Origin of the sequence: Methylohalomonas lacus, assembly GCF_024808875.1 — a bacterium.
Classification (GTDB): domain Bacteria; phylum Pseudomonadota; class Gammaproteobacteria; order Methylohalomonadales; family Methylohalomonadaceae; genus Methylohalomonas; species Methylohalomonas lacus.
Map to the genome: position 1 here is coordinate 103,185 of NZ_JANUCT010000003.1, position 25,237 is coordinate 128,421.

The 25,237-nt window shown below is 59.1% G+C and carries 23 protein-coding genes; 15 read left to right on the forward strand and 8 right to left on the reverse strand.

Going from position 1 to position 25,237, the window contains the following annotated elements:
• Nucleotides 1-77: 77 nt before the first annotated feature.
• On the forward strand, nucleotides 78-335 hold the full coding sequence (locus J2T55_RS02720) for a DUF1244 domain-containing protein (protein WP_259054092.1): 258 nt from the start codon (nucleotides 78-80) through the stop codon (nucleotides 333-335).
• 13 nt (nucleotides 336-348) lie between these two features.
• Here J2T55_RS02720 and J2T55_RS02725 read toward each other — a convergent pair whose 3' ends face one another.
• A complete protein-coding gene (locus tag J2T55_RS02725; protein ID WP_259054093.1) occupies nucleotides 349-1,323 on the reverse strand; it encodes a TraB/GumN family protein in 975 nt (324 codons plus the stop codon).
• A gap of 189 nt (nucleotides 1,324-1,512) precedes the next feature.
• On the opposite strand from J2T55_RS02725, the gene J2T55_RS02730 reads away from it, so the two are divergent.
• The 5 genes from J2T55_RS02730 (at nucleotide 1,513) to J2T55_RS02750 (ending at nucleotide 9,079) form a co-directional block, all read left to right on the forward strand.
• The gene (locus J2T55_RS02730; RefSeq protein ID WP_259054094.1) at nucleotides 1,513-2,007 is read left to right on the forward strand and encodes a PepSY domain-containing protein; all 495 of its coding nucleotides are present in this window, start codon (nucleotides 1,513-1,515) and stop codon (nucleotides 2,005-2,007) included.
• Between the two features lie 34 nt (nucleotides 2,008-2,041).
• A complete protein-coding gene (locus J2T55_RS02735) occupies nucleotides 2,042-3,532 on the forward strand; it encodes a TolC family protein (protein WP_259054095.1) in 1,491 nt (496 codons plus the stop codon).
• A complete protein-coding gene (locus tag J2T55_RS02740) occupies nucleotides 3,529-4,617 on the forward strand; it encodes an efflux RND transporter periplasmic adaptor subunit (protein ID WP_259054096.1) in 1,089 nt (362 codons plus the stop codon). The genes J2T55_RS02735 and J2T55_RS02740 overlap by 4 nt, the downstream gene beginning before the upstream one ends.
• A 14-nt stretch (nucleotides 4,618-4,631) precedes the next feature.
• Nucleotides 4,632-7,766, forward strand: coding sequence for an efflux RND transporter permease subunit (locus J2T55_RS02745; protein WP_259054097.1), 3,135 nt, complete (start codon nucleotides 4,632-4,634; stop codon nucleotides 7,764-7,766).
• 62 nt (nucleotides 7,767-7,828) lie between these two features.
• Nucleotides 7,829-9,079, forward strand: coding sequence for a protein kinase domain-containing protein (locus tag J2T55_RS02750; protein WP_259054098.1), 1,251 nt, complete (start codon nucleotides 7,829-7,831; stop codon nucleotides 9,077-9,079).
• Between the two features lie 73 nt (nucleotides 9,080-9,152).
• Here the strand turns inward: J2T55_RS02750 and J2T55_RS02755 are convergent, their stop codons facing one another.
• The 6 genes from J2T55_RS02755 to J2T55_RS02780 are packed head-to-tail and all read right to left on the reverse strand — an operon-like array spanning nucleotide 9,153 to nucleotide 14,158.
• A complete protein-coding gene (locus J2T55_RS02755; RefSeq protein ID WP_259054099.1) occupies nucleotides 9,153-10,400 on the reverse strand; it encodes a tetratricopeptide repeat protein in 1,248 nt (415 codons plus the stop codon).
• Nucleotides 10,401-10,405: 5 nt separating this feature from the next.
• Nucleotides 10,406-11,068, reverse strand: coding sequence for an energy transducer TonB (locus tag J2T55_RS02760; protein ID WP_259054100.1), 663 nt, complete (start codon nucleotides 11,066-11,068; stop codon nucleotides 10,406-10,408).
• A gap of 21 nt (nucleotides 11,069-11,089) precedes the next feature.
• Nucleotides 11,090-11,506 carry an ExbD/TolR family protein gene (locus J2T55_RS02765; RefSeq protein ID WP_259054101.1) on the reverse strand — a complete coding sequence of 139 codons (417 nt, stop codon included), beginning with the start codon at nucleotides 11,504-11,506 and terminating at the stop codon, nucleotides 11,090-11,092.
• Between the two features lies 1 nt (nucleotide 11,507).
• Complete coding sequence (locus J2T55_RS02770) at nucleotides 11,508-12,026, reverse strand: MotA/TolQ/ExbB proton channel family protein (RefSeq protein ID WP_259054103.1); 519 nt, start codon at nucleotides 12,024-12,026, stop codon at nucleotides 11,508-11,510.
• Nucleotides 12,027-12,029: 3 nt separating this feature from the next.
• Nucleotides 12,030-13,385: a MotA/TolQ/ExbB proton channel family protein gene (locus J2T55_RS02775; protein WP_259054105.1), complete on the reverse strand. Its 1,356-nt coding sequence runs from the start codon at nucleotides 13,383-13,385 to the stop codon at nucleotides 12,030-12,032.
• Nucleotides 13,382-14,158 carry a DUF3450 domain-containing protein gene (locus J2T55_RS02780; RefSeq protein WP_259054106.1) on the reverse strand — a complete coding sequence of 259 codons (777 nt, stop codon included), beginning with the start codon at nucleotides 14,156-14,158 and terminating at the stop codon, nucleotides 13,382-13,384. Before J2T55_RS02780 ends, J2T55_RS02775 begins: the two co-directional genes overlap by 4 nt.
• Nucleotides 14,159-14,349: 191 nt before the next feature.
• Between J2T55_RS02780 and J2T55_RS02785 the strand changes: the two genes are divergently transcribed.
• From J2T55_RS02785 to J2T55_RS02825, 9 genes are all read left to right on the forward strand, one after another.
• Nucleotides 14,350-15,717, forward strand: a complete 1,368-nt coding sequence (locus J2T55_RS02785) for a histidine kinase (protein WP_259054107.1) — start codon at nucleotides 14,350-14,352, stop codon at nucleotides 15,715-15,717.
• Nucleotides 15,707-16,357: a response regulator gene (locus J2T55_RS02790; protein WP_259054108.1), complete on the forward strand. Its 651-nt coding sequence runs from the start codon at nucleotides 15,707-15,709 to the stop codon at nucleotides 16,355-16,357. Before J2T55_RS02785 ends, J2T55_RS02790 begins: the two co-directional genes overlap by 11 nt.
• Nucleotides 16,358-16,544: 187 nt before the next feature.
• Nucleotides 16,545-17,114, forward strand: coding sequence for a hypothetical protein (locus tag J2T55_RS02795; RefSeq protein ID WP_259054109.1), 570 nt, complete (start codon nucleotides 16,545-16,547; stop codon nucleotides 17,112-17,114).
• A gap of 62 nt (nucleotides 17,115-17,176) precedes the next feature.
• Nucleotides 17,177-17,716: a cytochrome b gene (locus J2T55_RS02800; protein WP_259054110.1), complete on the forward strand. Its 540-nt coding sequence runs from the start codon at nucleotides 17,177-17,179 to the stop codon at nucleotides 17,714-17,716.
• A 341-nt stretch (nucleotides 17,717-18,057) separates the two neighbouring features.
• Nucleotides 18,058-18,537: a 4Fe-4S dicluster domain-containing protein gene (locus J2T55_RS02805; RefSeq protein ID WP_259054111.1), complete on the forward strand. Its 480-nt coding sequence runs from the start codon at nucleotides 18,058-18,060 to the stop codon at nucleotides 18,535-18,537.
• 15 nt (nucleotides 18,538-18,552) lie between these two features.
• Nucleotides 18,553-20,418, forward strand: coding sequence for an aldehyde ferredoxin oxidoreductase family protein (locus J2T55_RS02810; RefSeq protein ID WP_259054112.1), 1,866 nt, complete (start codon nucleotides 18,553-18,555; stop codon nucleotides 20,416-20,418).
• 150 nt (nucleotides 20,419-20,568) lie between these two features.
• Nucleotides 20,569-21,852: an NAD(P)/FAD-dependent oxidoreductase gene (locus J2T55_RS02815; RefSeq protein WP_259054114.1), complete on the forward strand. Its 1,284-nt coding sequence runs from the start codon at nucleotides 20,569-20,571 to the stop codon at nucleotides 21,850-21,852.
• Between the two features lie 183 nt (nucleotides 21,853-22,035).
• Nucleotides 22,036-22,293, forward strand: a complete 258-nt coding sequence (locus J2T55_RS02820; RefSeq protein ID WP_259054115.1) for a MoaD/ThiS family protein — start codon at nucleotides 22,036-22,038, stop codon at nucleotides 22,291-22,293.
• 35 nt (nucleotides 22,294-22,328) lie between these two features.
• On the forward strand, nucleotides 22,329-22,610 hold the full coding sequence (locus J2T55_RS02825; RefSeq protein WP_259054116.1) for a hypothetical protein: 282 nt from the start codon (nucleotides 22,329-22,331) through the stop codon (nucleotides 22,608-22,610).
• A 448-nt stretch (nucleotides 22,611-23,058) separates the two neighbouring features.
• On the opposite strand, the gene lpdA is transcribed toward J2T55_RS02825, so the two are convergent.
• Nucleotides 23,059-25,209, reverse strand: coding sequence for a dihydrolipoyl dehydrogenase (lpdA, locus tag J2T55_RS02830; RefSeq protein WP_259054117.1), 2,151 nt, complete (start codon nucleotides 25,207-25,209; stop codon nucleotides 23,059-23,061).
• Nucleotides 25,210-25,237: the final 28 nt, after the last annotated feature.

Below are 25,237 nucleotides of genomic sequence, written 5' to 3' on the forward strand. Positions count from 1 at the left end.
CAACTGGCTGTTATTGCGGAATTTGAACGCGTTATAATAACGGAATAAGGCACTGAAACAAACGACAGGTGTGAATAATGGACGAAAAGACACAAACCGAGCTGGAAGCTGCGGCGTTCCGCCAGCTGGTCAGCCACCTGCGCGAGCACACCGAGGTCCAGAACATCGACCTGATGAACCTGGCGGGTTTCTGCCGCAACTGCCTGTCCAAGTGGTACCGGGCGGCAGCCGAGGAACGCGGTCTCGAGATGGACTATGAGCAGGCGCGCGAGATCATCTACGGTATGCCCTACAGCGAATGGAAGGCGAAATACCAGAAAGATGACAGTAAATGATCGCTGGCCGGCTCTAATTGACCGGTTCGACGCTGTAGCCGGCAGCCTCAATCAGCGCCAGCAGGCCGTCTTCCTCCGGTAGATGTAACGCGCCCAGGGCGATGAAATTGCCGCCCGGCGCCAGGTGCGGTTGCAGGCGCTCGAACATGCGCCGGTTACGATCATAGACCATGGTCTGCATAAAGCGCTCGAAGACCGCCTCGTCGTAATGCGGCTGCTTGTTGAAGGCGACCATGCCGGCCAGATCGTCCGCCAGGTAGTGATCAACCAGGGTCTTGCTTTCCCGAACAATGCGCGTGTGGTTACAGATCGTATCCTTCAGGATCACCATCTGATCGTCCATGGGCAGTGACGCCAGCGTGTCGATCAATTCCGCCATCTTTTCCAGTCCGTGGATCGGCTTGTCCATGCGCATGGCGGTTTCATGGATGCGCTGGTCCAGGGTCGGCCCGGAAACCGGTTGCGGTCGGCCAATCTGGCTGAATGCGGCCCAGGGCTTCAGGTCAGCGACCCGTTCGGTCGGCAGGCCGTAATCGCTGGCAATACGCCTCAGCCGCCGATAGAGGGGGGCAGGCAGCCGTTCATCGAGGCCGGTACCGTCATCCGCGTACATGGCATTCAGGTAGCGGCGATTGGCAGCCGGGTCGGGCACGACCTCGATCAGCAGGCGATCGCTTCGTGCCAGTCGCAATCGCTGTGCCGGTGACAGCTGGGCAACCCGGCGGTCCTGGGAATGCACGGTACCGAGGATGTAGCTGGGCTTGTCGCCGCCGTCAATACGCCAGAATACGCTGTCACTGTAAGGGACATTACTGGCTTCGACGCTGCCACTGGCAGTCGTCGTGAATGGCGCGCAGATGTGCTCGATTTCCCCGCCAGCCCCTTTGCCATTATGATGTTTATCAGCGTGACTTGGCGTAACGATCGAGCTGCAGATAAGCAGACACAGGCCGCGCGTCAGACTGGATATTGCGGTGCGATTACGCATATTTTTACCAGACTCTGAGAAATAAAAATAATTCACAGCTCGCGGGTGCAAAACAGCGCCATGCCATAACGGCCATTGGCGTATGCACGCGGCGCTGCTTGTACTGAAGGGAACATGCTCCATCCTGCCACTTACCGATAGGGATTCAATATGTTCAGGTTAATTTCAGTCTCGTTGGTTAGCGTTGTCATGACCATGGCGCCGGTTTACGCCGATGCGCAGGAGTCGGCGGAATTGCTGCACGGCAAGGTCCATCTGGAAACCTGCATGGCAGCGGCGCTGGCCGAGCGTGCCGGTCGGGTCATCAAGGTGGAGATGAAACGCGAGGCCGGCGGACCGGTATATGAATTCGATATCCGCGACAATAATGCCCGGGACTGGGATATCGAGTGCGATGCCGACAGCGGCGAGATCATCGAGATCGAACAGGAAGTCACGACGCCGCGGCATCCGTTGTTCCAGGAAGTCGCCACGGTGTCGGAACAAAGCGCCCGGGAGATTGCGCGCCAGGCGTATCCCGGTGTCATCGTTGAAACCGAGTATGAAATCGAAAGCGATGGCCGCGCCGTCTATGAATTCGATATCCGCCAGGATGACGGTACGGAAATGAAAGTGGAGATCGATGCGGCTACCGGTGAGGTTCATGAAGCCAATCGCGAATACTGGCAGATTGGCTATGAATAGTTTATTGCCGTTGGGTTCGGCTGTGCCCTAAGCCATGTTGGTACGACACCAAGCCGCGGTCTGTCCGCCCGTTCGCCTGGCCGTGCTGTTATTGCTGCTGCTACTGGTGGCCGGTTGCGCACTGCAGAGTTACGAGCCGCAGCCATTACAGGTGCGTCAGACCTACAGCGAACTGGCCGACCGCAGCCTAGATGCACCGGCGTTGCGCAAGTTCATGCGCGCACATGGCAGGCCGGCGGATGATGGCCAGTCACTGGTCTGGGATGAACAGGCACTGGTACTGGCAGCGCTGTACCTGAATCCCGATATGCAGGTGGCATTGGCCGAATGGCGCCTGCAGCAGGCCGGCGAGGTCACCGCCGCCCAGCGTATCAACCCCAATCTGAATGTGCCGCTGGAATGGCATACCGATACGGGTGATGGCCAGTCGCCATGGATGATCGGTCTGGTGTTTGACCTGGTGTTTGAACGCCGCGGCAAGCGCGCCGCACGAATCGAACGCGCCGAATTACAAAGCGCAGCGGCGCGCATCGCCGTCGATGAAGTCGCCTGGCAGGTACGTGGTCAGGTGCGTCAGGCACTGGCGTCGCTGGCCGTTGCGCGTGCCGGCAGCGAGTCGTTACAGCGGCGTATCGAGGTGGTCGAGGCCACACAGCAGCTGCTTGGCCGGCGTCAGGAACTCGGTCAGATGGCCGCGTTTGAACTGAACCGGAACCGGCTCGAATTGCAGCGCCTGCGGCTCGGCCTGAGTGAACAGCGTCGCCAGGTGGTGGCCGCACGCAACCGGCTGGCCGCGGCAATCGGGATCACCCCCGACAAGCTGGCGACGATCGATATTGAATTACCGGATGCCGCGGCATTACCGGCCGCCGAGTCGGTGCCGGTGGCGGATGTCCAGGGCCTGGCACTGCGCGAGCGTTACGACATCCGCATGGCCCTGCTCGAATATGCCGCCCAGGAAGCGGCGTTGCGGTTGCAGATAGAAAAGCAGTATCCGGACATCAACCTGTCGCCGGGCTTTGTCTTCGACCAGAGCGATAATGTCTGGGAACTCGGCTCGGCCTGGGTGTTGCCACTGTTTCACAATCACCAGGGCGAAATCGCTGAAGCCATGGCCCGGCGGCGCTTGCTGCAGGCCCGCTTTATCGACCTGCAGGCCGGCGTCATCGCGCGTGTGGCTAATGCCCGCAGCGAGTATCTCGGGCGCCGGCAGACCAACCGCGAGGCACAGGAACTCAAGGCCGAGGCAGATCGGCACGCCGAGCAGATGCGCCGGCAGTTCGAGGCCGGCTATGCCGACCGCCTGCAGTTTCTGCGCGCCCGTCAGGTGGCCGCCGAGGCGGATCAGGCGCTGGTCGACAGCCGCGCCGCGTTACTCAGCGCCCATGCCGCACTGGAACAGACGCTGCAACATGAACTGAACGCGTCCAATCGGACTGCTGCCGTGGTTGCCGATCTGGTTGATAAAGACAACGCCGCCATTGCCGCCGGAGCGGCCGGCACTGAAGGGGAGACGAATCCATGAAATGGCTGCTGGGGACAGTGCTTGTAGTGGCATTGGTGGTCGTGTTCGCGACACCGGCGGGCCAGCAGATGCTGGCCGGATTGCTGGCGCCGGAGGCGGCGAAATCGGCCGCGGTGGCGGATGACGACGACGATGATGACGATGTGCCGTCGCGCCTGCACCATCGTGACGGCGTACTCGGCATTGAACTGCCGCCGGCAACGCAGGCGCTCAGCGGCCTGCGCACACAGCCGGCCGACCCCATGCAGTACCGCCCGGAAATCGAGGCACTGGCTGAAGTGGTCGATATCAAGCCGTTGCTCGACCTGCGCAGCCGTTACCGGGCGTTGCGTGCCGATATCCGTATCAGTGAGGTCAAGCTGCGCCAGTCGCGTGCCAGCCATGAGCGTCTGCAGCTGCTGCACAAGGACGATGCCAATATTTCCACCAGCCAGCTGGAGCAAAGCCGCGCCGAGCTCGACTCCGCCGCGGCGCGTCTCGCTGCCCAGCGCCAGCAGGTCGCCAGCCTGCGCGACGAGGTCACGCAGACCTGGGGCGGGACGCTGGCCGACTGGGTGCTGGACGGTGACAGCGACAATGGTCATTTCCAGCAATTGCTGCAACGCCAGGAGGTGTTGCTGAAAGTGTCGCTGGGCCGCGACCAGTCCATGCCCAGTACGACCCGCGTCATCTACGTCAATCGCAGTGACGACCGCCTCAATGCGCGCAAGGCCTATTACGTGTCCGTGGCCGCGCGTACCGATCCCAGCCTGCAGGGGGAAACCTATTATTTCCGCAGCGGCGCGGACAAGCTGCGCGTCGGCATGCGCATCCGGACCTGGATTCCGGTAACCGGCGAGATCATCGATGGGGTGCATATACCGGCCGAGGCCGTCGTCTGGCAGGCCGGCCAGCCGTGGGTTTACCTGCAGGACGGCGAGACGTTCTTTTATCGGCGCGTACTCGATGAGCCGGTACGCCAGGGTCGGGGCTGGTTCGTGCCGGCCGAGCAGATCGCCGCGGGTGAGCGCATTGTCACGCGCGGCGCGCAAATGCTGCTGTCAGAAGAGTACCGCTGGCAGATTCCCGACGAAGACGACGACTGAGCGGAAGATAGCGCATGCTGGCGGCCCTGGTTCGTTTTTCCATACGCTTTCGCGGCGTCATCCTGATGCTGGCGGTGGTCGCCATGGCCTATGGCGGCTATCGACTGATGAACGCCGGCCTCGACATCTTTCCGGAGTTTGCGCCGAAACTGGTCACCATCCAGACCGAGGCGCCGGGACTGACCGCCGAACAGGTCGAGGTGTTGGTGACGCAGCCGATCGAGCAGGCGCTGGCCGGCATCGTGGACCTGGAATACGTGCGCTCGGAATCGATCCAGGGACTGTCGGTGATCACGATGGTGTTCGCCGAACATACCGATGTCTACCGCAACCGCCAGCTGGTCACCGAGCGACTCGCCGGCGTCGGCAAGCAGTTGCCGCCGGGCGTTGAGGTTCCGGTGCCAGTACCGCTGGCCTCGTCATCGGCGACCGTACAGACCATCGGTCTGACCTCGGACGAATACAGTCTGATGGAGCTGCGCGACCTGGTCGACTGGACCCTGGTGCCGAACATCATGAGCGCCGAGGGCGTTGCCGACGTCAATGTCTTCGGCGGCGAGATCCGGCAGTTGCAGATTCAGCTGCTGCCCGATCAGCTGGACCGTCATGGTGTCAGCGTGCAGCAGGTCATCGACGCTGCCCGCCAGGCCACCGGCATCTACGGCGCCGGCTTCGTCGAGAACGAGAACCAGCGCATTACACTGCGCATGGAAGGCCAGCCGGACAGCGCCGCCGAGCTCGCCAAGGTCGTGCTCAAGCGTCAGCAGGGCAGGCCCATCCAGCTAGGCGATGTTGCCGAGATCGAGATGGCCGCGGCACCGCCGATCGGTGCCGGATCGATCATGGGCAAAGACGGCATCGTCATGATGATCATCGGTCAGTACGGTGCCAACACGCTGACCGTTTCACGCAATGTCGAACAGGTGCTGGCAGGCTTCGAGCCGATCCTCTCGGACCGCGACATCACCCTGTACCCGGAACTGTTTCGCCCGGCCAACTATATCGAGGATTCGCTCGCCAACATCAGCGGCCATCTGTTCATCGGTGGCCTGTTCGTGATCGTCGTGCTATTGCTGTTCCTGTTCAACCTGCGCACCGCGCTGATATCGGCGCTGGCGATTCCGCTGTCCCTGATCAGTGCCGCGGTCGTGATGCTGGAACTGGGCATGAATCTCAACATCATGGTGCTCGGCGGCCTGGCAATTGCACTCGGCGAGGTAGTCGATGATGCCATCATCGACACCGAGAATATATTCCGGCGCTTGCGCGAAAATCGTCTGCTCGATCGCCCGCGCCGGGCGCTGGAGGTCGTCTATGAAGCCTCCATGGAGGTGCGCGGCTCGGTGGTCTATGCCAGCTTCATCGTCGCCCTGGTGTTCGTGCCGTTGCTGACCCTGGGCGGCGTTGCCGGGCGGCTGTTCGCGCCACTGGGTATTGCCTACATTCTGGCGATCCTGATGTCGTTGCTGGTGGCACTGACCGTGACGCCGGCACTGTGTTACCTGCTGCTGGTGCGCAGCCACCTGAGTGACAAGGACCCGCCCCTGATTGCCGCCATCAAGCCGGTTTACGCGGCCACACTGCGCGGCCTGGCGCGGGTGCCGGGGCTGGCCATCGGTGCCAGCCTGGTGGTCTGCCTGATTGGCGCGGCAATCCTGCCGCGCCTGGGCGGCGAGTTTCTGCCGGAACTGCGCGAGGGCCATTACATGGTGCACACCACGCTGCTGCCCGGCACTTCGCTGAACGAGTCGATCCGCGTCGGCAACCAGCTGACCGAGCAGTTCCTCGAGATCCCCGGCGTGCGCTCGGTGTCCCAGTGGGCCGGCCGCGCCGAACGCGGCGCCGATACCTACGGCAGCCACTACAGTGAATTCGAGGTCGACCTGGAACGCGGCCTGTCCGGTAGCGAGCAGCAGGCCGTGCTCGATCGGCTGCGCGAGATCCTGCGCGAGTTTCCCGGCCTGCTGTACGAGGCCAATACCTTTTTGATCGAGCGTGTCGACGAGACCATTTCCGGCTACTCTTCGCCGGTGGTCGTAAATATCTATGGCAACGACCTCGACTATCTGGATCGCAAGGCGGCGGAGGTGGCCGAACATATCCGTGCCATCGACGGTGCCACTGATGTCCAGGTGCGCTCGTCGCCGGGCACACCGCTGCTGCGCATGAAACTGGATATGGATAACCTGGCATTCTGGGGACTGCAGCCGGTAGAGGTGCTGAATACCGTACAGACGGCCTACGAGGGCAAGACGGTCAGCCGCATCAGTGAAGATAACCGGTTGTACGAAGTCGCGGTCATGCTTGACGAGACGCGGCGCCGCGACATCCACGATGTTGGCACTTTGCCGTTGCGCAATAGTGACGGTGAACTGATCCCGCTGGACCGCGTTGCCAGCCTGACCCAGACTGATGGCCGTTACAATATCCTGCACCAGGACGGTCAGCGGCTGCAGACGGTGACCGCCAATGCCGAGGGCCGCGATACCGCCGGCTTCCTCGACGAGATACAGCGGAAATTGCATGCAGAAGTCGACTTTGCTGCCGACACATATCCGGAGTACACCGGTGCGGCTGTCGAACAGGCCGAGGCACGCGCCGATCTGCTCCTGCACGCGGCGCTAGTCAGCGTCATCGTGCTGCTGCTGATCTACATCGCCATCGGCAGTCTGCGGCACATGTTGCTGACCCTGGTCAACGTGCCGTTTTCACTGGTTGGCGGTGTGATCGCAGCACTGGTGACCGGCGGCACACTGTCGGTGGGCTCACTGGTCGGTTTTATCACGCTGTTCGGTATCACCGTACGCAACTCGATCATGCTGCTCTCGCATTACCAACACCTGATCCAACAGGAACAGCAGCCGTGGAATGTCGATACGCTCGTCCGTGGCGCCCAGGAGCGGCTGCCCTCGATCCTCATGACGGCGCTCGTCACGGCGCTCGCCATGCTGCCGATTGCTTTTGACAGCGATAACGCCGGCCGCGAGATCATGGGACCGATGGCCGCGATTATCATCGGCGGGCTGGCGTCGTCAACGCTGCTCAACCTGCTGGTCCTGCCGGTGATTCTCTACCGCTTCGGCAATTTCACGTCGGACAGTGATCGCGACGAGCAACCCGCCGCGGAGACCGCCGTGCACGGTCGATAGCATCGCCCTGCGACGGCAGGCATAATGACTGCCAGTCAGGGGACAGGACCAGTGCTATCCGCATGAACGTATTGATCATTGATGATTCGTCCGACTTCGTGTCGCTGTTGCGACTCTACCTGGGAAAGGCAGACGGCGACTACAACGTTATCGACTATGACTTCCCGCGCAATGGACGCCCGGCCGATGACTACGACTGGACGTCCTATGATGTCGTGTTGCTGGATTACAAGCTGAGCGCGACCGAGGACGGTCTTGAGTGGCTGAAGTCTTTTGGCAAGCGCGCCGGATTTCCGCCGACGATTATTCTTACCGCCGAAGGCGATGAATATGTCGCAGCCCGGGCGATCAAGCTCGGCGCCGCCGACTATATCAACAAAAAGGACGTCTCGCCGAAGCGCCTGTCACAGCTGATCCATGACGCGCTGAATGTGAATGCGGAGAGAACCGCCGAACAGCAGGCACAGTTGGCGCAGGATGAACGGATTGTTGATCAGCTGCGTAAGGGCGATACGCTCACCCCGCGCAAGTCCACCAGCGATTACAAGCTGGTGCGTCTGATCGGCAAGGGTGCCATGTCGCATGTCTATCTGGCCGAACGTGCCAGCGACAGTTTGTCACTGGTGCTGAAGGTTCTGGATATCCAGGACATTGAACATCACCTGTTGCGACGTTTCATCCAGGAAGCCGAGTTAATTGCGAACATCAGCAGTCCGTTTATCGTCAAGGTGCATGAACATGGCGTGACGCAAAAGTACGGCTACATTGCCATGGAGTTTTTCTCGCGCGGCGATCTCAAGCAGCGGCTTGAACATGGCATCCACGAGGAAGTCGCCGTGTCCTATATGACCCACGTCGCCTATGGTCTGGATGTTATCCACCGGGCTGGTATCATCCACCGCGATCTCAAGCCGGCCAATATCATGTTTCGCGGCGACGACAGCCTGGCGATAGCCGATTTCGGCATCTCCAAGCGGCTCAACAGCCGTAACGAACTGACGACCATTGGTAAGGTGCTGGGGACACCACATTACATGAGCCCGGAGCAGGGCCAGGGCTACGAAATCGATACGCGCTCGGACATCTACAGCGCCGGTGTACTTTTCTACGAACTGCTGACCAGCAGGAAACCGTTCCAGGCTGATTCACCGGCCTCTTTGATATACCAGCATGTGCATGCGCCGATACCACAATTGGATGCCTCGTTGCAGCAGTACCAGCCGATTCTGGAGCGCTGTCTGGCGAAGAAGCCGGAAGATCGTTATCAGCAGGCCGGCGATCTGATTCGCGCTCTCGAGGCTTTTGACGTCTAGGGTTTCGAGTCGCCGGCCGATTCCATAAACCGGTTCTGCGCAGACGCAGTCAACCCGCGCCACCCTTGCTGTATTAATCGCGTTCCGAACGTTCTTCGATTTGCCGGAGCCAGTAGTCGGCCTGCGAGCGGGTCTTGTCATATTCACGCGCGCGTTTCAGGGCATTACTGGCGCGTTCATAGTCCTCGAGGTGATAGGCGGACATGCCCAACAACAGATGGGCCATGGCCCGGTGATCCAGGTCGTTGTTCTGCAAGGCCTGCTGCAGGGCGTCGCGTGCTTCCTGCCAGCGCTGCTCCTGCACCAGCAGCTGGCCCTGACGGAAGTACAGTTCCGGGTTGCCCGCGGCACGGGCCGCGTTGCCGTAGGCCTCGATGGCTGCGTCGGTCTCACGCGCCAGGTGAAAACTGTCGGCCAGCAGCTTCAGGTTCTTGGCGTTTTTTTCGATACGACCGTTGGCCATTTCCTGTTCCAGAAACCGGGCCGCGCGGTAGGGTGCCTGCTGGGACAGGTACAGCCGTGCGAGATTCAGCTTTTCTTGGCTGTTCAGATAACCGCGACGGTTGGCCAGTTCGGTAACCGCCAAGACCTTGCGATCCTGATCGAGAAACTGGTAGCTGGCGGCAAGCTGTTTCCAGTAGTCCGGGTTGTCGGGGAATAACTCCAGCATGCGTTCAAGCAGATTGGCAGCCCGACCGTAGTCATTCGTTTCAAAGTAGGCCGCCAGTAACAGCTGGTAGAGGTTTTCATTCGCCTTTTTGCTTTTGCGAATGGCCATCTGCGCCTGTTCGATAACACCGGCATAATTTTTCAGTTCATAGTAAAGCCCGGCGGCCAAGCGATGGGCGTCGACGCCCGGATCGTCTTCCGCGGCCAGCCAGTCTTCCAGGTAACTGATGGCGCGATTGTAGTCGCCCGTCTGGGCGAGCAGCTGGGCGATGAAATATGTCAGCCGGTGGCTGACATCCGCGGGCAGGGCATTGCTTTCGACGGCCTGAATAAAGGCTTCGGCGGCCTGATCGTAGCGTTCCAGTCCATTGTAGGCATAGCCGAATGTCTGGTTGACTACCGCCTGTTCGTAGTCGTCATCGGCCGCGATAGCCTGTTCCAGCTTGCGCAACGCGGTCAGTGCGCCATTGTAGTTTCCGTCCTGCAGTTGTTCGTTGATTTTGTTCAGCGCGTTGTAGGTGGGTTCCGAGAGCAGATATTCGCCGTCCTCGTCCTCCCGTGACTGGCCGTTGGCAGTAGCACTGGCCAGCAGCAACATCATGGCCAGTAGCAGGGCAGGGCACCGGAATGAAAGACTGTTAATGGAAGGCATGATCATCATTGCAGTTTGAAACGCACGACCTGGCGCGCACGGCGTTCCACCACTTCGCCGTCAACGCGCTGTTTTTCGAATTTCCAGCGCCGAATCGAGCGTAATACGGCATCATTGAAAATGTGTTCGGGGTCGGCCGCGACGATTTCCGGATCCTTGACCGTGCCGTCTGTGGTGATCGTGAATTCGACGGTGACGCTGCCCTCAATGCCGGAACGCAGGGCACGTGGCGGGTACTGTGGCGGCACCTTGGAGGTGGGCTGAATGTCGGTAAGTACGCCTGATGTATCCGGTTTCTGCGGTTCCGGCGTCGGTGACTTCATGAAATCGCCGACATAGGGCACACCATCGATACCCATGGGAATATCGATATTGGGCGCCGATACGCTGGGCTGTGCCTGCTGCTGCGGTTCGGGCGCCTCCGGTTCAGCCATTTCCGGCTGTTGCTGCGGTTCGGGTTCGTCCGGCGGTTCCGGCGGTTCCTCTTCCTTGCGTTCCGGCTCCGGTTCCGGTTCCTCCTCACGCATGCGGACAAAGTCGACGAACTGTACATCCTCGTAATCCTGCATGCCGTCCTGATCGCCGCTGACCAGTTCCTGAATGAAATAAAACAGCAGCAGGTTGAGTATCACTGCCGCGATGATGATCAGGGGAAATCTCAGGCTCATGGCCGCTGCGTCGGATGGTTGTTAATTGCCGGTGCCGGGCCGTTTGGCAGCAATGGCGATATTACTGACACCGGCCAGCCGCACCTGGTCCATTACATCGACCATGAGACCACTGCGTGACTGCTTGTCGGCCGTGATGATTACCGTGCCTTCCGGATTCTGGGCATGAAGTCTCTGTACATGGGCGCGTACCGAACGGATGTCGACCTGGTTGTTATCGATCCAAATCTCGCCGTTCTGGCTGATGGCTATGACCAGGTTGCCGCGTTCCTGGCGATTGGCGGTTTCCGCCGATGGCCGGTCAACATCGATACCGGATTCCTTGGTAAACGAGGCGGTGACCAGAAAGAAGATCAGCAGGATGAATACCATGTCGATCAACGGTGTCAGATTGACGCCGACATCGGTACTGTCACGCTGTGTATGGGACGGTCGCATATTATTCGCTTATGTTGAGTTGGTCCTGCGCGCGCTGGCGTTCGACCTTGGCGCGGTGGCGCAGATTGGCACTGAAATACAGTCCGGCAATGGCGGTGGTCAGCCCGGCCGTGGTCGGAAGCAGCGCCCGGCCAATGCCGTCGGCCATGCCGCGGGCGTTGCCGGTGCCGAACACGGTAATGACGTCGAAAATCGCAATCATGCCGGTGACCGTGCCAAGCAGGCCAAGCAGTGGCAGTATCTGCGTGATCGTCTGGATCGGCGTCAGGTAGGACTGTAGGGCCAGATTGATCTCTGCAGACAGCCCTTCGCGCAGTCGCAGTGCATGCCACGAACTCTTGTCTGAACGCTGTTGCCAGCGTTGAATGATCGACCGTAACCGTTTTGGATAGGTGAAATACAGGAAACAGTAGCGCTCGAGGATCAGTATCCACAGCAGAGTCGAGACGCACAGAATGCCAACCAGCACGGGGCCGCCGCGCTCGAAGAAAACAATCAGTTGCTCGACGTACTCAGGCATGGGTTACTTGCCAGTGGCAGCCTTGTGTTCGCCTTCGGCCAGTACTGCAACGTAGGCGGCACTTTGCTGGTCCAGTATCTGGATGATGGCGTTACTCTTTGACGACAGGAAGCTGTGAATCAGTAGCAGCGGAATGGCTGCCAGCAGACCCAGTGCAGTCGTCACCAAGGCCTCGGATATGCCGGCCGACATGAGCTTCGGGTCGCCGGTGCCGAACAGCGTGATCGACTGGAATGTCTCGATGATGCCGGTAACGGTGCCAAGTAGCCCGAGCAGCGGCGTAACCGCGGCGAGAATGGCGATCGTGCCGAGCCCGCGCTGCAGCGGGTTGATCTCGCGCAGTATTGACTCGTCCAGCTTGTGCCCCAGCGTATCCGTGTCGACGTGCTTGTTGTCGAAATAGACCTGCATGATGCGTCCGAGCGGGTTGTTGCCCGGGCTCTTGTCACGCAATTGCCGGCGAACCTTGCGGTAGGCGCTCGACAGTACGAAGAAACGTTCGATGGCGACCAGCAGGCCGATCAGGGCCAATGCGAGAATCACGTAAGCGACGATGCCACCCTGCTGGATACGAGTGGTGAGATCCGGCGATTGCACCAGCAGGGCCAGCAGACTGCCCCGGGTGGGGTCGATGGCTACCGGGTGCATGCCATCCTCGGCACTTTCGAGTGCCCGCGCCTGAGCCAGATAGCGGTTGCTGGGCTGGCGCTGCGGTTCGACCAGCTTGCCGCCGTCTTCCAGATAGCGCAGGTACTTGCCATCGGCCAGCGCCACAAAGGTACCGATCCGGGTGACCTGGCGTTGTTGTTTTTCGCCCTGGAGATTGATCACTGGAGCATTGAATTGTGTTACAGCGCCGGCGGCGGCAATTTCGTCAAGGGTCATTTGCCAGAGCCGGCGGATTTCATCCAGCGACGGCAGTTCTTCGCTGGTGGCCAGCTGTTCGACGAATTCGGCGCGATCCGGTATCTGTGCCGATACCAGAGAGTTCTCCAGTGACGCCTGGATATCGCCGGCAATCTGGCGTATGACGCCATGCAGCTCGTCCAGGTAGCCCATGCGTTCTTTCAGCTGTGCTTCCTGCGCCTTGATGTTTTCGGCGTTGCTTTCGAATTCCTCACGCAACGACTCGCTTTCGCCTTCCAGCGCGGCCAGCTCGGCGCGGGCCTGTTCCAGCATCTGCTGCTGTTCGTCGCGGGCGTTGCGGAATTCTTCCAGCCGCTGGTTGAACTCGCGTTTTTCAGTAGCGCTTTCCTGGCGTACTTGCTCGACCAGCTGATCGAGACTCTGGGCCTGTGCCGGGGCGGTGGCGAGCCAGCCGCAAAGGCCCAGAAGTAGGGTCAGTGTCTGTTTTTTCATTCGGCTTGCTCCGGCGCCGGGACCGGTATCCTGAAGAAATCCGGTGGTGCTTCCTTACGTGCGATTTTCAGGCCCTTGCTGATGGCGGCATTGAAGTCCTGCGACAGGGTCTGCCAGCGGTTGTTCTCGTCGTCCCAGTAGCCGGACTCCTGACCGTCCAGGGTCTGGTAATAGAGGCCGACGCGGCCCACCCGCAGGAACTCCACGGTCAGCCGGTCGCCGTTGTCACGTTCGAGTTCGCCCTCGTAAACCTCCATGTTGCGGCCATAGTCCATCTCGATCTGGTAAGCTTCCATGATGCGGCGGAACTTGTCGGGCAGGTTAACGTCCGGGCGATACATCATTTCCTTGAGTGCGCTCAGGCGCGCCTCACGTTCACGCGGCAGAAACGGGGTGTCGACCTCGATCATTTCGTCGAGCACTTCGATCATGCGCGACATCAGCGGCACGATATTGCGCTGGGTCTCCTCAACCTCGTTCAGTTGCCGCTCGAACGAGGCCAGACGCTGATTCTGCTGTTCGACCTGCTTGCGCAACTGCTCGTTGTAGGATTTGGCATTCTCAATCTTGCGCAGGGTATCGCGGTATTCCTGTTCCATGGTCTCGGTTTCGTCGGCGAGCTGATCGACTTCCTGCTCCGAGCGCTCGGCCTGTTCCTGAACCTCGACGCGTTCGCCGACAGCCTGCTCGACCGGGCCGGCGATGGCCTGCGGCGCTACTGCCGGCAACGCCAGCAGGTAGAGAAGGTGGTAATTCCTGGGCTGACACCACATGGGGATTTTTCCTATGGGTTAGCGGCTAAATAAAAGTTATTGTCAAATGATAAAGGTTATCAAATAATATCGATGTTAGACAGTCCTTATCAATTGCGATTCATGTTCGCTTCAGCCGGCGTTGATATTGTCTGTACTAAAACGGACCCGCATAATCCGTTACACACCACAACCGATCAAGTTGATTATTCATGAGTCTGCGCACGCGCCTGAATCTGCAGATCACCCTGTGTTTCGGTCTGATACTGATCCTCGGCACCGTTTTCGTTATCCAGCAGGCGCGTCTCGCCGTGCAGGAGGAGGTCGGTTCCACCGCCAACCTGACGCTGCGCCTCATCGAGGTCGCGTTGTCGAATGCTGAACCGGGCCCGGAGCAGTCCGGTGGGGTACAGCGCAATATTGTCCGCCAGATCGCGCGGCTCGGCGAAACCCGCCACCTGCATATCGAGATCCTGCGCCAGGGCATGCCGGTTTTCGACACCCGGCGGGAGATGCACAGTCGTTACGACGCACAAGCGCCGCGCTGGTTCATCAGTCTCATCGGTCCGGCACCGATGGAATTCCGCAGGGTACTCACGACCAACGACGACGTCGATACGGAAATTGTCATCCGCGCCGATCCCAGCGACGAAATCGCCGAGGTGTGGGGCGATGCCCGTATCGTCCTCGGCCTGCTGGTGCTGGCCGTGCTGACCGCGAACATTCTCGTTTATTTTACCATTGGCCGCGGGCTCAAGCCGGTCGGCACCATTCTCAAGGCGCTGGACGGCATCGAGCAGGGCGATTATCGCTTGCGCCTGCCGCGTTTCAACCTGCCGGAGATGGGTCAGATTTCGGACAAGTTCAACCATATGGCCGAGGTTTTGCAACGTTCGCGCGACGAGAACCGCGCCCTGGCACAGCGTTCGCTGGCCATCCAGGAGCGCGAACGGCGCAACCTGGCGCATGAATTACACGATGAAATGGGCCAGTCGATCAGTGGCATCAAGGCACTGGCGGTCTCCATCAGCCAGCAGGATATCGATGACCGCGAGCAGATCGCCGCCAGCGCCGAGACCATTGTCGCAATCTCGAACGACATTTACGGCGTCGCCCGGCAGATGATGCGGCGCCTGCGTCCGGTCATCCTCGACGAGCTCGGCCTGGTCGTGGCATTGCAGGAAATGATCGACGACTGGAACAGCCGCCATGAGGATACGTTCTGTCACTTCAGCCATAGCGGCGAGCTCGGTAACTTTGACGAGGAGCTGAAGATCAGCGTTTACCGCATGGTGCAGGAAGGACTGACCAACATCAGCAAACATTCCGACGCCAACGAGGTGTACATTAATCTGAACCGCGACTCCGCTCAGGGGCAGGACGTTGTGCAACTGGAACTCAGCGACGACGGCCTCGGCTTTGACGCGCAAAAGGCCCATTGGGGGCTGGGTTTGCTCGGTATGCGTGAACGCTGCGAAGCACTGGGCGGGAAATTTTCCCTAGTCACGCAGCCGGGTAAAGGGGTATCAATAGACATTCTGCTACCGATCAACCGGGATATATCGCTCCATGACCAGTAAACCCAATCCCATTCGCGTCATGCTTGTCGACGATCATGCCGTCGTGCGTGCCGGCTATCGCATGTTGCTGAAGAACTCGGTGGATATCGAGGTGATCGCCGAGGCGGATAACGGCGAGTCGGCCTGCAAGCAGTACAACCAACTGCAGCCGGATATCGTGGTGATGGATCTGTCCCTGCCGGGTATCGGCGGACTCGAGGCCATACGCCGCATTATTGCCCGCGATCCGGATGCGCGCATCCTAGTGTTCAGCATGCACGAGGACACGATTTTCGTCGAGCAGGCGCTGCAGGCCGGCGCCCAGGGCTACATGACGAAAAGCGGTGCGCCGGAGGCACTGATCGACGCGGTACGGGCGCTGGCCAGCGGCAAAACCCATCTGGACAAGAATATTGCCGAACGCTTGGCATTCCAGAAAATGCGCGGCAAGGACACGCCGTTCTCCGGCCTGTCGACGCGCGAGTTTGAGATCTTCTGTCTGCTCGCCGAGGGCCACAGCACCAGCGACATCGCCAAGCGCCTGTCGCTGAGCTACAAGACCGTGGCCAACTACAGCACCCAGATCAAGAACAAGCTTGAGGTCGGCAGCATCGCGGAGATCGCCCGTCTCGCCATCCGCCACCAGATCGTCAATGTTTGATCCCGGCAGCGTAGCGCAGGAATTTTTCCTGCTCTTTTATGCCTCAACGTCCTGCATCTGAAGGCTTACTTTCAGTTTAAACTCATTTTACCTGAGCATTCTGGCCATCATGCTTGTCATTAGTCTGACAAATCGCTGAATTGATCTAGAATTAGTCTAAAATTCCAACAAGAGATATAGGTGCTGCATGGCAACATCATTTTTTCAATCGAGTTCGGGTTCATCCGCCTTCGGGCCGGCCTGGGCCAGCAGTCTTGGCGTGGTCGCCATCGTCCTCGGCGTTTTCCTCACCGGTCTGCACGGTACGGAATGGATGAAGCAGGTCGTTATGGTCAACCACTATTCGGACACTATGGAAAAGCCGGCCGCGGATTGCCCCGAGGAGGAGCTGGAAGAAGAGGGCATCAGCCTGGCCGAGTGCGAGTTCATGGTTGATCACATCTGGGGGCTGGGTCTGTCGACACCGGACTGGTTCCCCGGGACGCAGATGACACTGGCTGCCATTGGTACGCTGCTCGCTTTCCTGTCGCTCATTATCGGTGGTGCATTGGTAAATTTCAGACCGTGGGCGGTACCGGCCGCGATCACCGTATTCGCCGGGCTGACGGCGGTTGATGCTTTGCAGTTTGCCGCAGTGGTTAATGCCGGCCCGATCATTCGCGATATCTATCTATGGAATATCCTGCTATGGCTGTTGATCCACCTGTTGATGCTGACCGGTGCGATTGCCGGCCGTCACGTTGAGCGCAGTCAATAATCAAACTGTCAGACGGTTTCCTTAACACTGACATGAATAAAATCAAATAAGCGGAATTGGTTATGCAAAATCAAGGTTACAGTCGTACAGCGGTTTTCCTGCACTGGACAATCGCGGTATCCATCTTCTTCCTGTTCATTTCCAGCTGGTGGATGCTGGGTCTGCCGTTACCGTCGAAGGAATTGCAGTTCCGGGCCTTTCCATTTCAGCTACACAAGAATATAGGCATCACGCTCGTGTTGCTGTTGTTCATCCTGCTGTATGTGCGTTTCAAGCACCGGCCGGCACCGGTGGAATCGAGCATGAAGCCGTGGATGCACAAGCTCGCTTTGGCCGATCACGTGCTGTTGTATGTGCTGATCCTGGCAACCTGCGTCACGGGTTATCTGTCATCGGCGCACACCAAGTGGGATACCGTGTTCTGGTGGGTTATCGAGTTCCCGCGTATTGCCGCACCGAACGAGGATATGAACGAGTTCTGGGGTGAGCTGCACCTGTGGACAGCCTGGGCCCTGTTGGCGCTGGTTGCCGTGCATATCAGCGGTGCGGTGTATCATGCCTTCATCAACGACGGCATCGTCCGCCGCATGATGCGATGGTAATATTCGTATCTCGTCGTTCGTGAAGCGTATCTCGTGGACGGGATTCGGGATTGACAGATTAGCCCTGGCGGCAAAGTCGTCGTTGACGAACGAGATACGAGATACGAGATACGAGATACGAGATACGAAAAAAGCCCGCCACCGGCGGGCTTTTTTTATGCATTGTGCATCGCAATATCATGCTGTTTCCGGATTAAAGGAAACGCTTGTCCCGGTGCCGGCACTTGAGTAATCTAGAGTTGTATAACGTTGCATATATAAAGAATGGCACTAAGCCATCATGCCCGGACCGCAGATGATAATTATTCCATATCCTGAGACTGCCGGAGGGGGTAACCCTTATGTTGAAAGCGCTACAGATAGAGCCGGAGAAATGCACGGGCTGTCTGCAATGCGAGATGGCCTGTTCGTATCGCGCCGAAGGCGTATTTAATCCCGCCAAATCCCGCATCAAGATTTTCACCTTCCACGAGGAAGGCCGTTTCGTTCCCTATACCTGTACCCAGTGCACCGAGGCGTGGTGCATGCACGCCTGCCCCGTCGAGGCCATCGTCTACAACGAGGCAACAGGTTCCAAGGATGTGCTCGCCGACAAGTGTGTGGGGTGCAAGGTCTGCACCATTGCCTGTCCGTTCGGTACCGTGAACTACGATCAGGACAGCGGCGTTGTCTACAAATGCGACCTGTGCCAGGGCGATCCGGAGTGTTCCAAGGCCTGTCCGACCGAGGCGATCACCTACGTCGACGCCGACCATACCGGTTTGGACAGAATGCGCGCCCACGCTGCGAAAAGCGCCGGGCTCGATGCGCAACAGCACTGAGGCGGGAGGTGAACCATGGCCTGGACCCAAAAAGTATTACGCATCAATCTGACTGACGGCTCGATCAAACAGGAGCCGTTGAACATGGAGTGGGCGCGCGATTACCTCGGTCAGCGCGGTCTCGCTACCAAGTACCTGACCGAAGAGATCGATCCGAAATGCGATCCCCTCGGGCCGGATAACAAGTTCATCATGACCACCGGTCCGCTCACCGGCACCATGTCATCCACCGGTGGCCGCTACTCGGTCGTGACCAAGAGTCCGTTGACCGGCTGTGTTGCCTGTTCCAACTCGGGTGGCTTTCTTGGTGCCGAAATGAAGGCCGCCGGCTGGGACATGATCATTTTCGAGGGCAAGTCGCCGCAACCGGTCTACCTGTACCTGGAAAACGAGAAGGCCGAACTGTTGCCGGCCGACGAGATCATGGGCACCTCGGTATGGGCGGCCGACGAATGGATACACAAGAAACACCAGGATCCGCTGATCCGGGTCGCCACGATCGGTCGCGCGGCAGAGAAGGGCAATCTTTACGCCGGGGTCATCAATGATCTGCACCGCGCCGCCGGCCGTTCCGGGGTTGGCACCGTGATGGCGTCAAAGAACCTCAAGGCAGTCGCCATTCGCGGCACCCGCGGCGTCGGCAACATCAAGGATCCGGCGCGTTTCATGCAGGCGGTCAGCGACGGCAAGAAGGTGTTACATGATAATGCCGTGACCGGCCAGGGTCTGCCGAAGTACGGCACCCAGGTATTGATGAATGTTATCAACGAGGTCGGCGCCATGCCGACGCGCAACATGCGCGAGGTGCAGTTCGAGGGCGCCAGCAATATTTCCGGCGAGGCCATGCACGAGCCGCGCGAGTCGGACGGTAAGCCGAACCTGGTCACCAACGCCGGCTGTTTTGGCTGCACCATCGCCTGCGGCCGCATTTCCACCATCGACCAGGGCCATTTCTCGGTCGAGAACAAGCCCGAGTACTGGGATGCTTCCGGTGGTCTGGAATACGAGGCTGCCTGGGCGCTGGGCTCGGATACCGGCATCGACGATCTCGACGCGCTGACCTACGTGCAGTTCCTCTGCAACGAGGATGGCATCGATCCGATCACCTACGGCGCCACTCTCGCTGCGGCCATGGAAATGTACGAAATGGGTGCGATCGACAAGGAAACCACGGGTGGCATCGAACTCAGATTCGGCAACGCCGAGGCGCTGTGCCGGGTCACGGAACTGACCTGCCGCGGCGAGGGTTTCGGTATCGACATGGGTCTGGGATCCAGGCGTCTGTGCGAGAAGTACGGTCATCCGGAGCTGTCCATGACCGTTAAGGGGCAGGAATTCCCGGCCTACGATCCGCGCGGCGTGCAGGGCATGGGCCTCGGCTACGCGACTTCCAATCGCGGTGCCTGTCATCTCCGTGGCTACACGGTTGCCTCCGAGATCATGGGCATACCGGAGAAGACCGATCCCCTGACCACCGATGGCAAGCCGGAACTGGTCAAGGCGTTCCAGGACATGACCGCCGCGGTGGATTCCTCCGGCCTGTGCGTGTTCACCACGTTCGCCTGGACACTGGAGGATATCGCACCGCAGATCGACGCCGCCTGTGAGGGTGACTGGTCACCGGACAAATTGCTGGAAGTCGGTGAACGCATCTGGAACCTGGAGCGGGACTTCAATATCGCCGCCGGCATGACGGCCAAGGACGATACGCTGCCGAAGCGTCTGCTCAAGGATGCCGCCAAGACCGGTCCGGCCACCGGCCGGGTCAACGACCTCGACCAGATGCTGCCGAAGTACTACGAGGTCCGCGGCTGGACGGCAGATGGTGTGCCGACGTCGGAAACCCGTAAGCGTTTCGGTCTGAAGGCATTGTCGGCATAAGTGGCTGTCGCATCTGCAAACAGTAATTACATTCAATATTTATCGTCGTTACGAGCGTAGCGAAGTAATTTCGCTCAGGTTGCATCACGGAGATTGCTTCGTCGCTTCGCTCCTCGTAATGACGTATTGAATGAGTTCAGAGGAACTATTATGAAACATGTAATTATTGGAACTGGTCCGGCCGGTGTCATTGCCGCGGAAACCCTCCGCAAGATACAGCCCGATTCGGAAGTCATGCTGATCGGCGATGAGCCGGAGCCTCCCTATTCACGCATGGCGCTGCCGTATTACCTGATCGAGAAGATCGATGAATCCGGTACGCATCTGCGCCACACCGACGGCCATTTTGACAAGCAGGGCATCGAACTCGTCCAGGATCGCGTCGTCGGCATCGACAGCGGTGCAAAGACGCTGAGCATGGAACAACGGGATCCGATCAGCTACGACCGCCTGTTGTTGGCCACGGGATCCCACCCGGTGCGCCCACCCATCGACGGCATGGATCTGCCCGGCATTCACGCCTGCTGGACGCTGGAAGACGGCCGCAACATTGCCAAAAAGGCGAGGAAGGGTTCGAAAGTGGTGCTCATGGGCGCCGGATTCATTGGCTGCATCGTGCTTGAGGCACTGGCCAAGCGGGGTGTCGACCTTACCGTGATCGAGATGGAAGATCGCATGGTACCGCGCATGATGAACCAGACATCAGGCGGTTTGATCAAGAAATGGTGCGAGGCGCAGGGCGTTGCCGTGCATACTTCAACCCGGGTCGAGTCGATCGAGAAGGGTGGCCTGCTCGGCGGCGGTGGTCTGCGGGTCAATCTCGACAACGGCGAGACACTCAAGGCGGATCTTGTCATTTCCGCGACTGGCGTGAAATCGAATATCCAGTTCCTGGACGGCAGCGGCATCGAGACCGATACGGGTATTCTCGTCAATGATCATCTGCAGAGCAATGTTGACGGCATTTATGCGGCCGGCGATGTCTGTCAGGGCCGTGACTTCTCCACCGGTGAATACACCGTCCAGGCCATTCAGCCGACGGCCGCCGATCACGGTCGTATCGCGGCCATGAATATGGCCGGACACGATCTGAAACATCAGGGCAGCGTCAACATGAACGTGCTCGATACCATGGGGCTTATTTCCAGCTCCTATGGGTTATGGATGGGTGTCGACGGCGGCGATACGGCCGAATTGCAGGATATCGAACGCTATCGCTATATCAGCCTGCAGTTCCAGGATGACATCATGGTCGGCGCCCAGGCGCTGGGACTGACCGAGCACGTCGGCGTACTGCGTGGCTTGATTCAGACGCAGTTGCCGCTGGGCAAGTGGAAGGACCGGCTGATGCAGGATCCGACCCGCATCATGGAAGCCTATCTCGGCACCACCCAGGCCATTGGCCACAACGCTGACGTCATGCTCAAGGCCTGACGTTTCATTTAAAAGCAGTCCGCGAATGAACGCGAATACACGCAAATAATTTGCAATGGGTTGGGTTGCTCATCTGACCATGCTTGTCCGGAATCGGCTATAACAATCCAGGTTCCCGTCTGCTTTTAATCCAGAGCGGTATTTGCGTATATTGTGCGTTCATTTGCGGATATTTATTGATCAATGACCATTCACATTAGCCTCAAGCTGTACGCATCACTCAGTGACTATCTTCCTGACGATGTCGAGGGCAATATCGTCCGTATTGAACTCGACGATAGCGCGACACCGCACCAGGTCATTGACCGTTTCCGAGTCCCACGTCAGGAAGCGCACCTGGTGCTTCTGAATGGCGTTTACATCAAGCCGGAAGACCGCGACCAGTCCGCCTTCAACGATGGCGACACACTGGCCATCTGGCCGCCGGTAGCTGGCGGTTGAGTCACCAGCAAGCAGCAAGCTCGTTAACTGCGAACATGAAACGTACCCGGACGATGGCGTACACGCACGCCGAATTCAAACGCCTGCTGCCACACGCATTACAGAATCGTGACTACAGCGATCGCGGCAGGCAGATCGAGGCGAACGATAGTGGAACCCGCATTCTGATCCAGCTGGGCGATGAGTATGAACGACGCATCGCCTCGCTCAGCATGCCGGTATGCGACGTTACGCTGGAGCTGCAGGGCTTCAGTGACGACCAGGCTCAGGCCTTCCTGGACAAGTTCGATCGCACCTACCGGCGCGGTGGAGGGTGACTGGTTGATTGGTGACTGGTGATTGGTGGTGATTGGCAAGGTCCGGCCCCTGTGGGAACGAATCAACCAACAGCGCGAAGCGCACCCTTATCTCTTCCCCCTTGACGGGGGAAGTATGGATGGGGGTGTGGTTAGTAACTGGTTATTCGTGATTGGCAATGCTTGCCATTGTGGGAGCGCATTGACCAATAGCGCGCAGCGCCACCTTCTTCTTCCCCCTTGATGGGGGAAGGTACGGATGGGGGTGAATTAAACATCCTCGATAATTCAACCACCCCCACCCTGACCCTCCCCCATCAAGGGGGAGGGAATGGAATGTGGCTGGTAGTTGGTTAACTAGTTAATTGGTTATTGAAATTGAATTTTTCCCTTGACACCTGAACGGTATCGGTCACGCTTTTCCAATCACCAATCACCAATCACCAATCACCAATCACCAATCACCAGCCTACAGCCGCCAGGCATGGAATTTCTGGATCAGCTTTAGCAATCCCTGCGGCGCATGCGCGCGCTTCCATTCGCCGGCGGCGAACTTGTTGGCTTCCATCATGGTCGGGTAGGCGTGGATGGTGCCGAGGATCTTGTTGAGACCCAGGCCGTGGCGCATGGCCAGTACATATTCTGCAATCAGCTCGCCGGCCTGGGCGTTGACGATGGTGACGCCCAGAATACGATCGGAACCCCTGGCGGTCAGTACCTTGATGAAGCCCTGATCGATGCCTTCGGTAATGGCTCGATCCAGTTCGCTGATATCGTAGCGTGTTACTTCGTAATCAATGCCCTGTTCGTCGGCTTCCTTTTCATTGAGACCGACGCGGGCGAGTTCGGGCGCGGTGAACGTCGCGGCAGGAATCACGCTGTAGTCGGCCCTGAATTTTTTCGCGAAACCGAACAGCGCGTTGACGGCGGCAAACCAGGCCTGGTGCGCAGCAACGTGGGTGAACTGATAGGGACCGGCAACGTCGCCGCAGGCGTAGATGTTGGGGTAGCGCGTCTGCAGGTAGTCGTTCAGAACCAGAGTGCCGTTGTCGCGTGTTTCGATATCGAGCGATTCCAGATCCAGGCCCTCGGTGTTGCCCTGGCGGCCTACAGCGACCAGTACTTGGTCGAATTCAATGCGCTGTTCACTATCGTTGCTCTGCGTATGAAGCACCCGAGCGGCCTCTTCCCGCGTGAATTGTTTTGCCTTGTGGCTCAGCAGCAGATTGACGCCATCGGCCTGCAACGCTTGCCGCACGGCTTCGGCGGCTTCGGTATCCTCGCGTGGTAAAAGCTGTGGCGCCATTTCCACCAGCGTGACGCTGCTGCCGAGTCGGGCGAAACTCTGTGCCAGTTCACAGCCGATCGGACCGCCGCCGAGCACGAGCAGGCGTTGAGGTTTTTCCGCCAGCTGCCAGAGGTTGTCCGAGGTCAGATAATCGGTTTCCTCGATGCCGGGAATCGGTGGTACGGCCGGTCGGCCGCCGGTCGCAATAATGATGCTGCGTGCCGTCAGCCGTTCGCTGGTACCGTCGCGGCTGATTTCGACTTCCCAGGGTGACACCAGGCGGGCGTTGCCGCGACGGCAGTCGACACCAAGTTCGGAATAACGCTCGACCGAATCGTGTGGCGCGATTTGGCCGATCACGTCGCGGATGCGCTGCATGACTGCCGGGAAGTCGACACTGACATTTTCCGGCAGCCGCACACCATACTGATCCGCCTGCTTCAGTTCGTGTACCTGCCGGGCACTGCGAATCAGGGTTTTCGACGGTACACAGCCGGTATTCAGGCAGTCACCGCCCATCTTGTCGCGTTCGATCAGCGTGACGCCGGCTTTTACGGCCGCGGCGATATAGGCACTGACCAGACCGGCGGATCCGGCGCCGATGACAATCAGGTTGCGATCAAAATGCCGGGGTTTTTGCCAGCCGCGGTAAACACGCCGGTGCTGGATGAGATTAATGATGCCACGCGCGATCCAGGGGAAGATGCCGAGCAATACGAAGGCACCGATCAGTTCGATTGACAGCAGATCGCCAGTGCTCTGGATTTGTGCGATCTGTGTGCCGGCGTTGACGTAAACGATCGTGCCGGCGAGCATGCCGACCTGACTGACCCAGTAAAATGTCCAGGTCTTGATCGGTGTCAGCGCCATGACGATATTGATGATGAAGAACGGAAATGCCGGCACCAGCCGCAGCGTGAACAGGTACAGTGCGCCGTCCTTGGCAACGCCCTCATTGATTTTTTTTAGTCGCTGGCCGAATTTCTCCTGCACGCTGTCGCGGAATAGATAGCGCGCTATCAGAAAGGCCAGCGTCGCACCGATGCTGGAGGCGAATGACACCAGCAGAACGCCGGTAGCCAGGCCGAACAGGGCACCGGCCGCCAGGGTCATGATCGCCGCACCCGGCAACGACGCCGCGGTAATAATGACATAGCCGAGGAAAAAACCACCCAGCACCAGCAGTGGCCGGGCATCGGCATAGGCGCGGAATTCATCCAGCCGCGACTTCAGGTACTCCAGTGTCAGCAGTTCGTCGAGGCCGAAGTAAAAGTAGCCAAGCACAACGGCCGCGATAATCAATATCAATAGCCAGGTCTTGCCTGATTTCATGCTGTAGTCAGCTCCGGTTTTTTGGCTG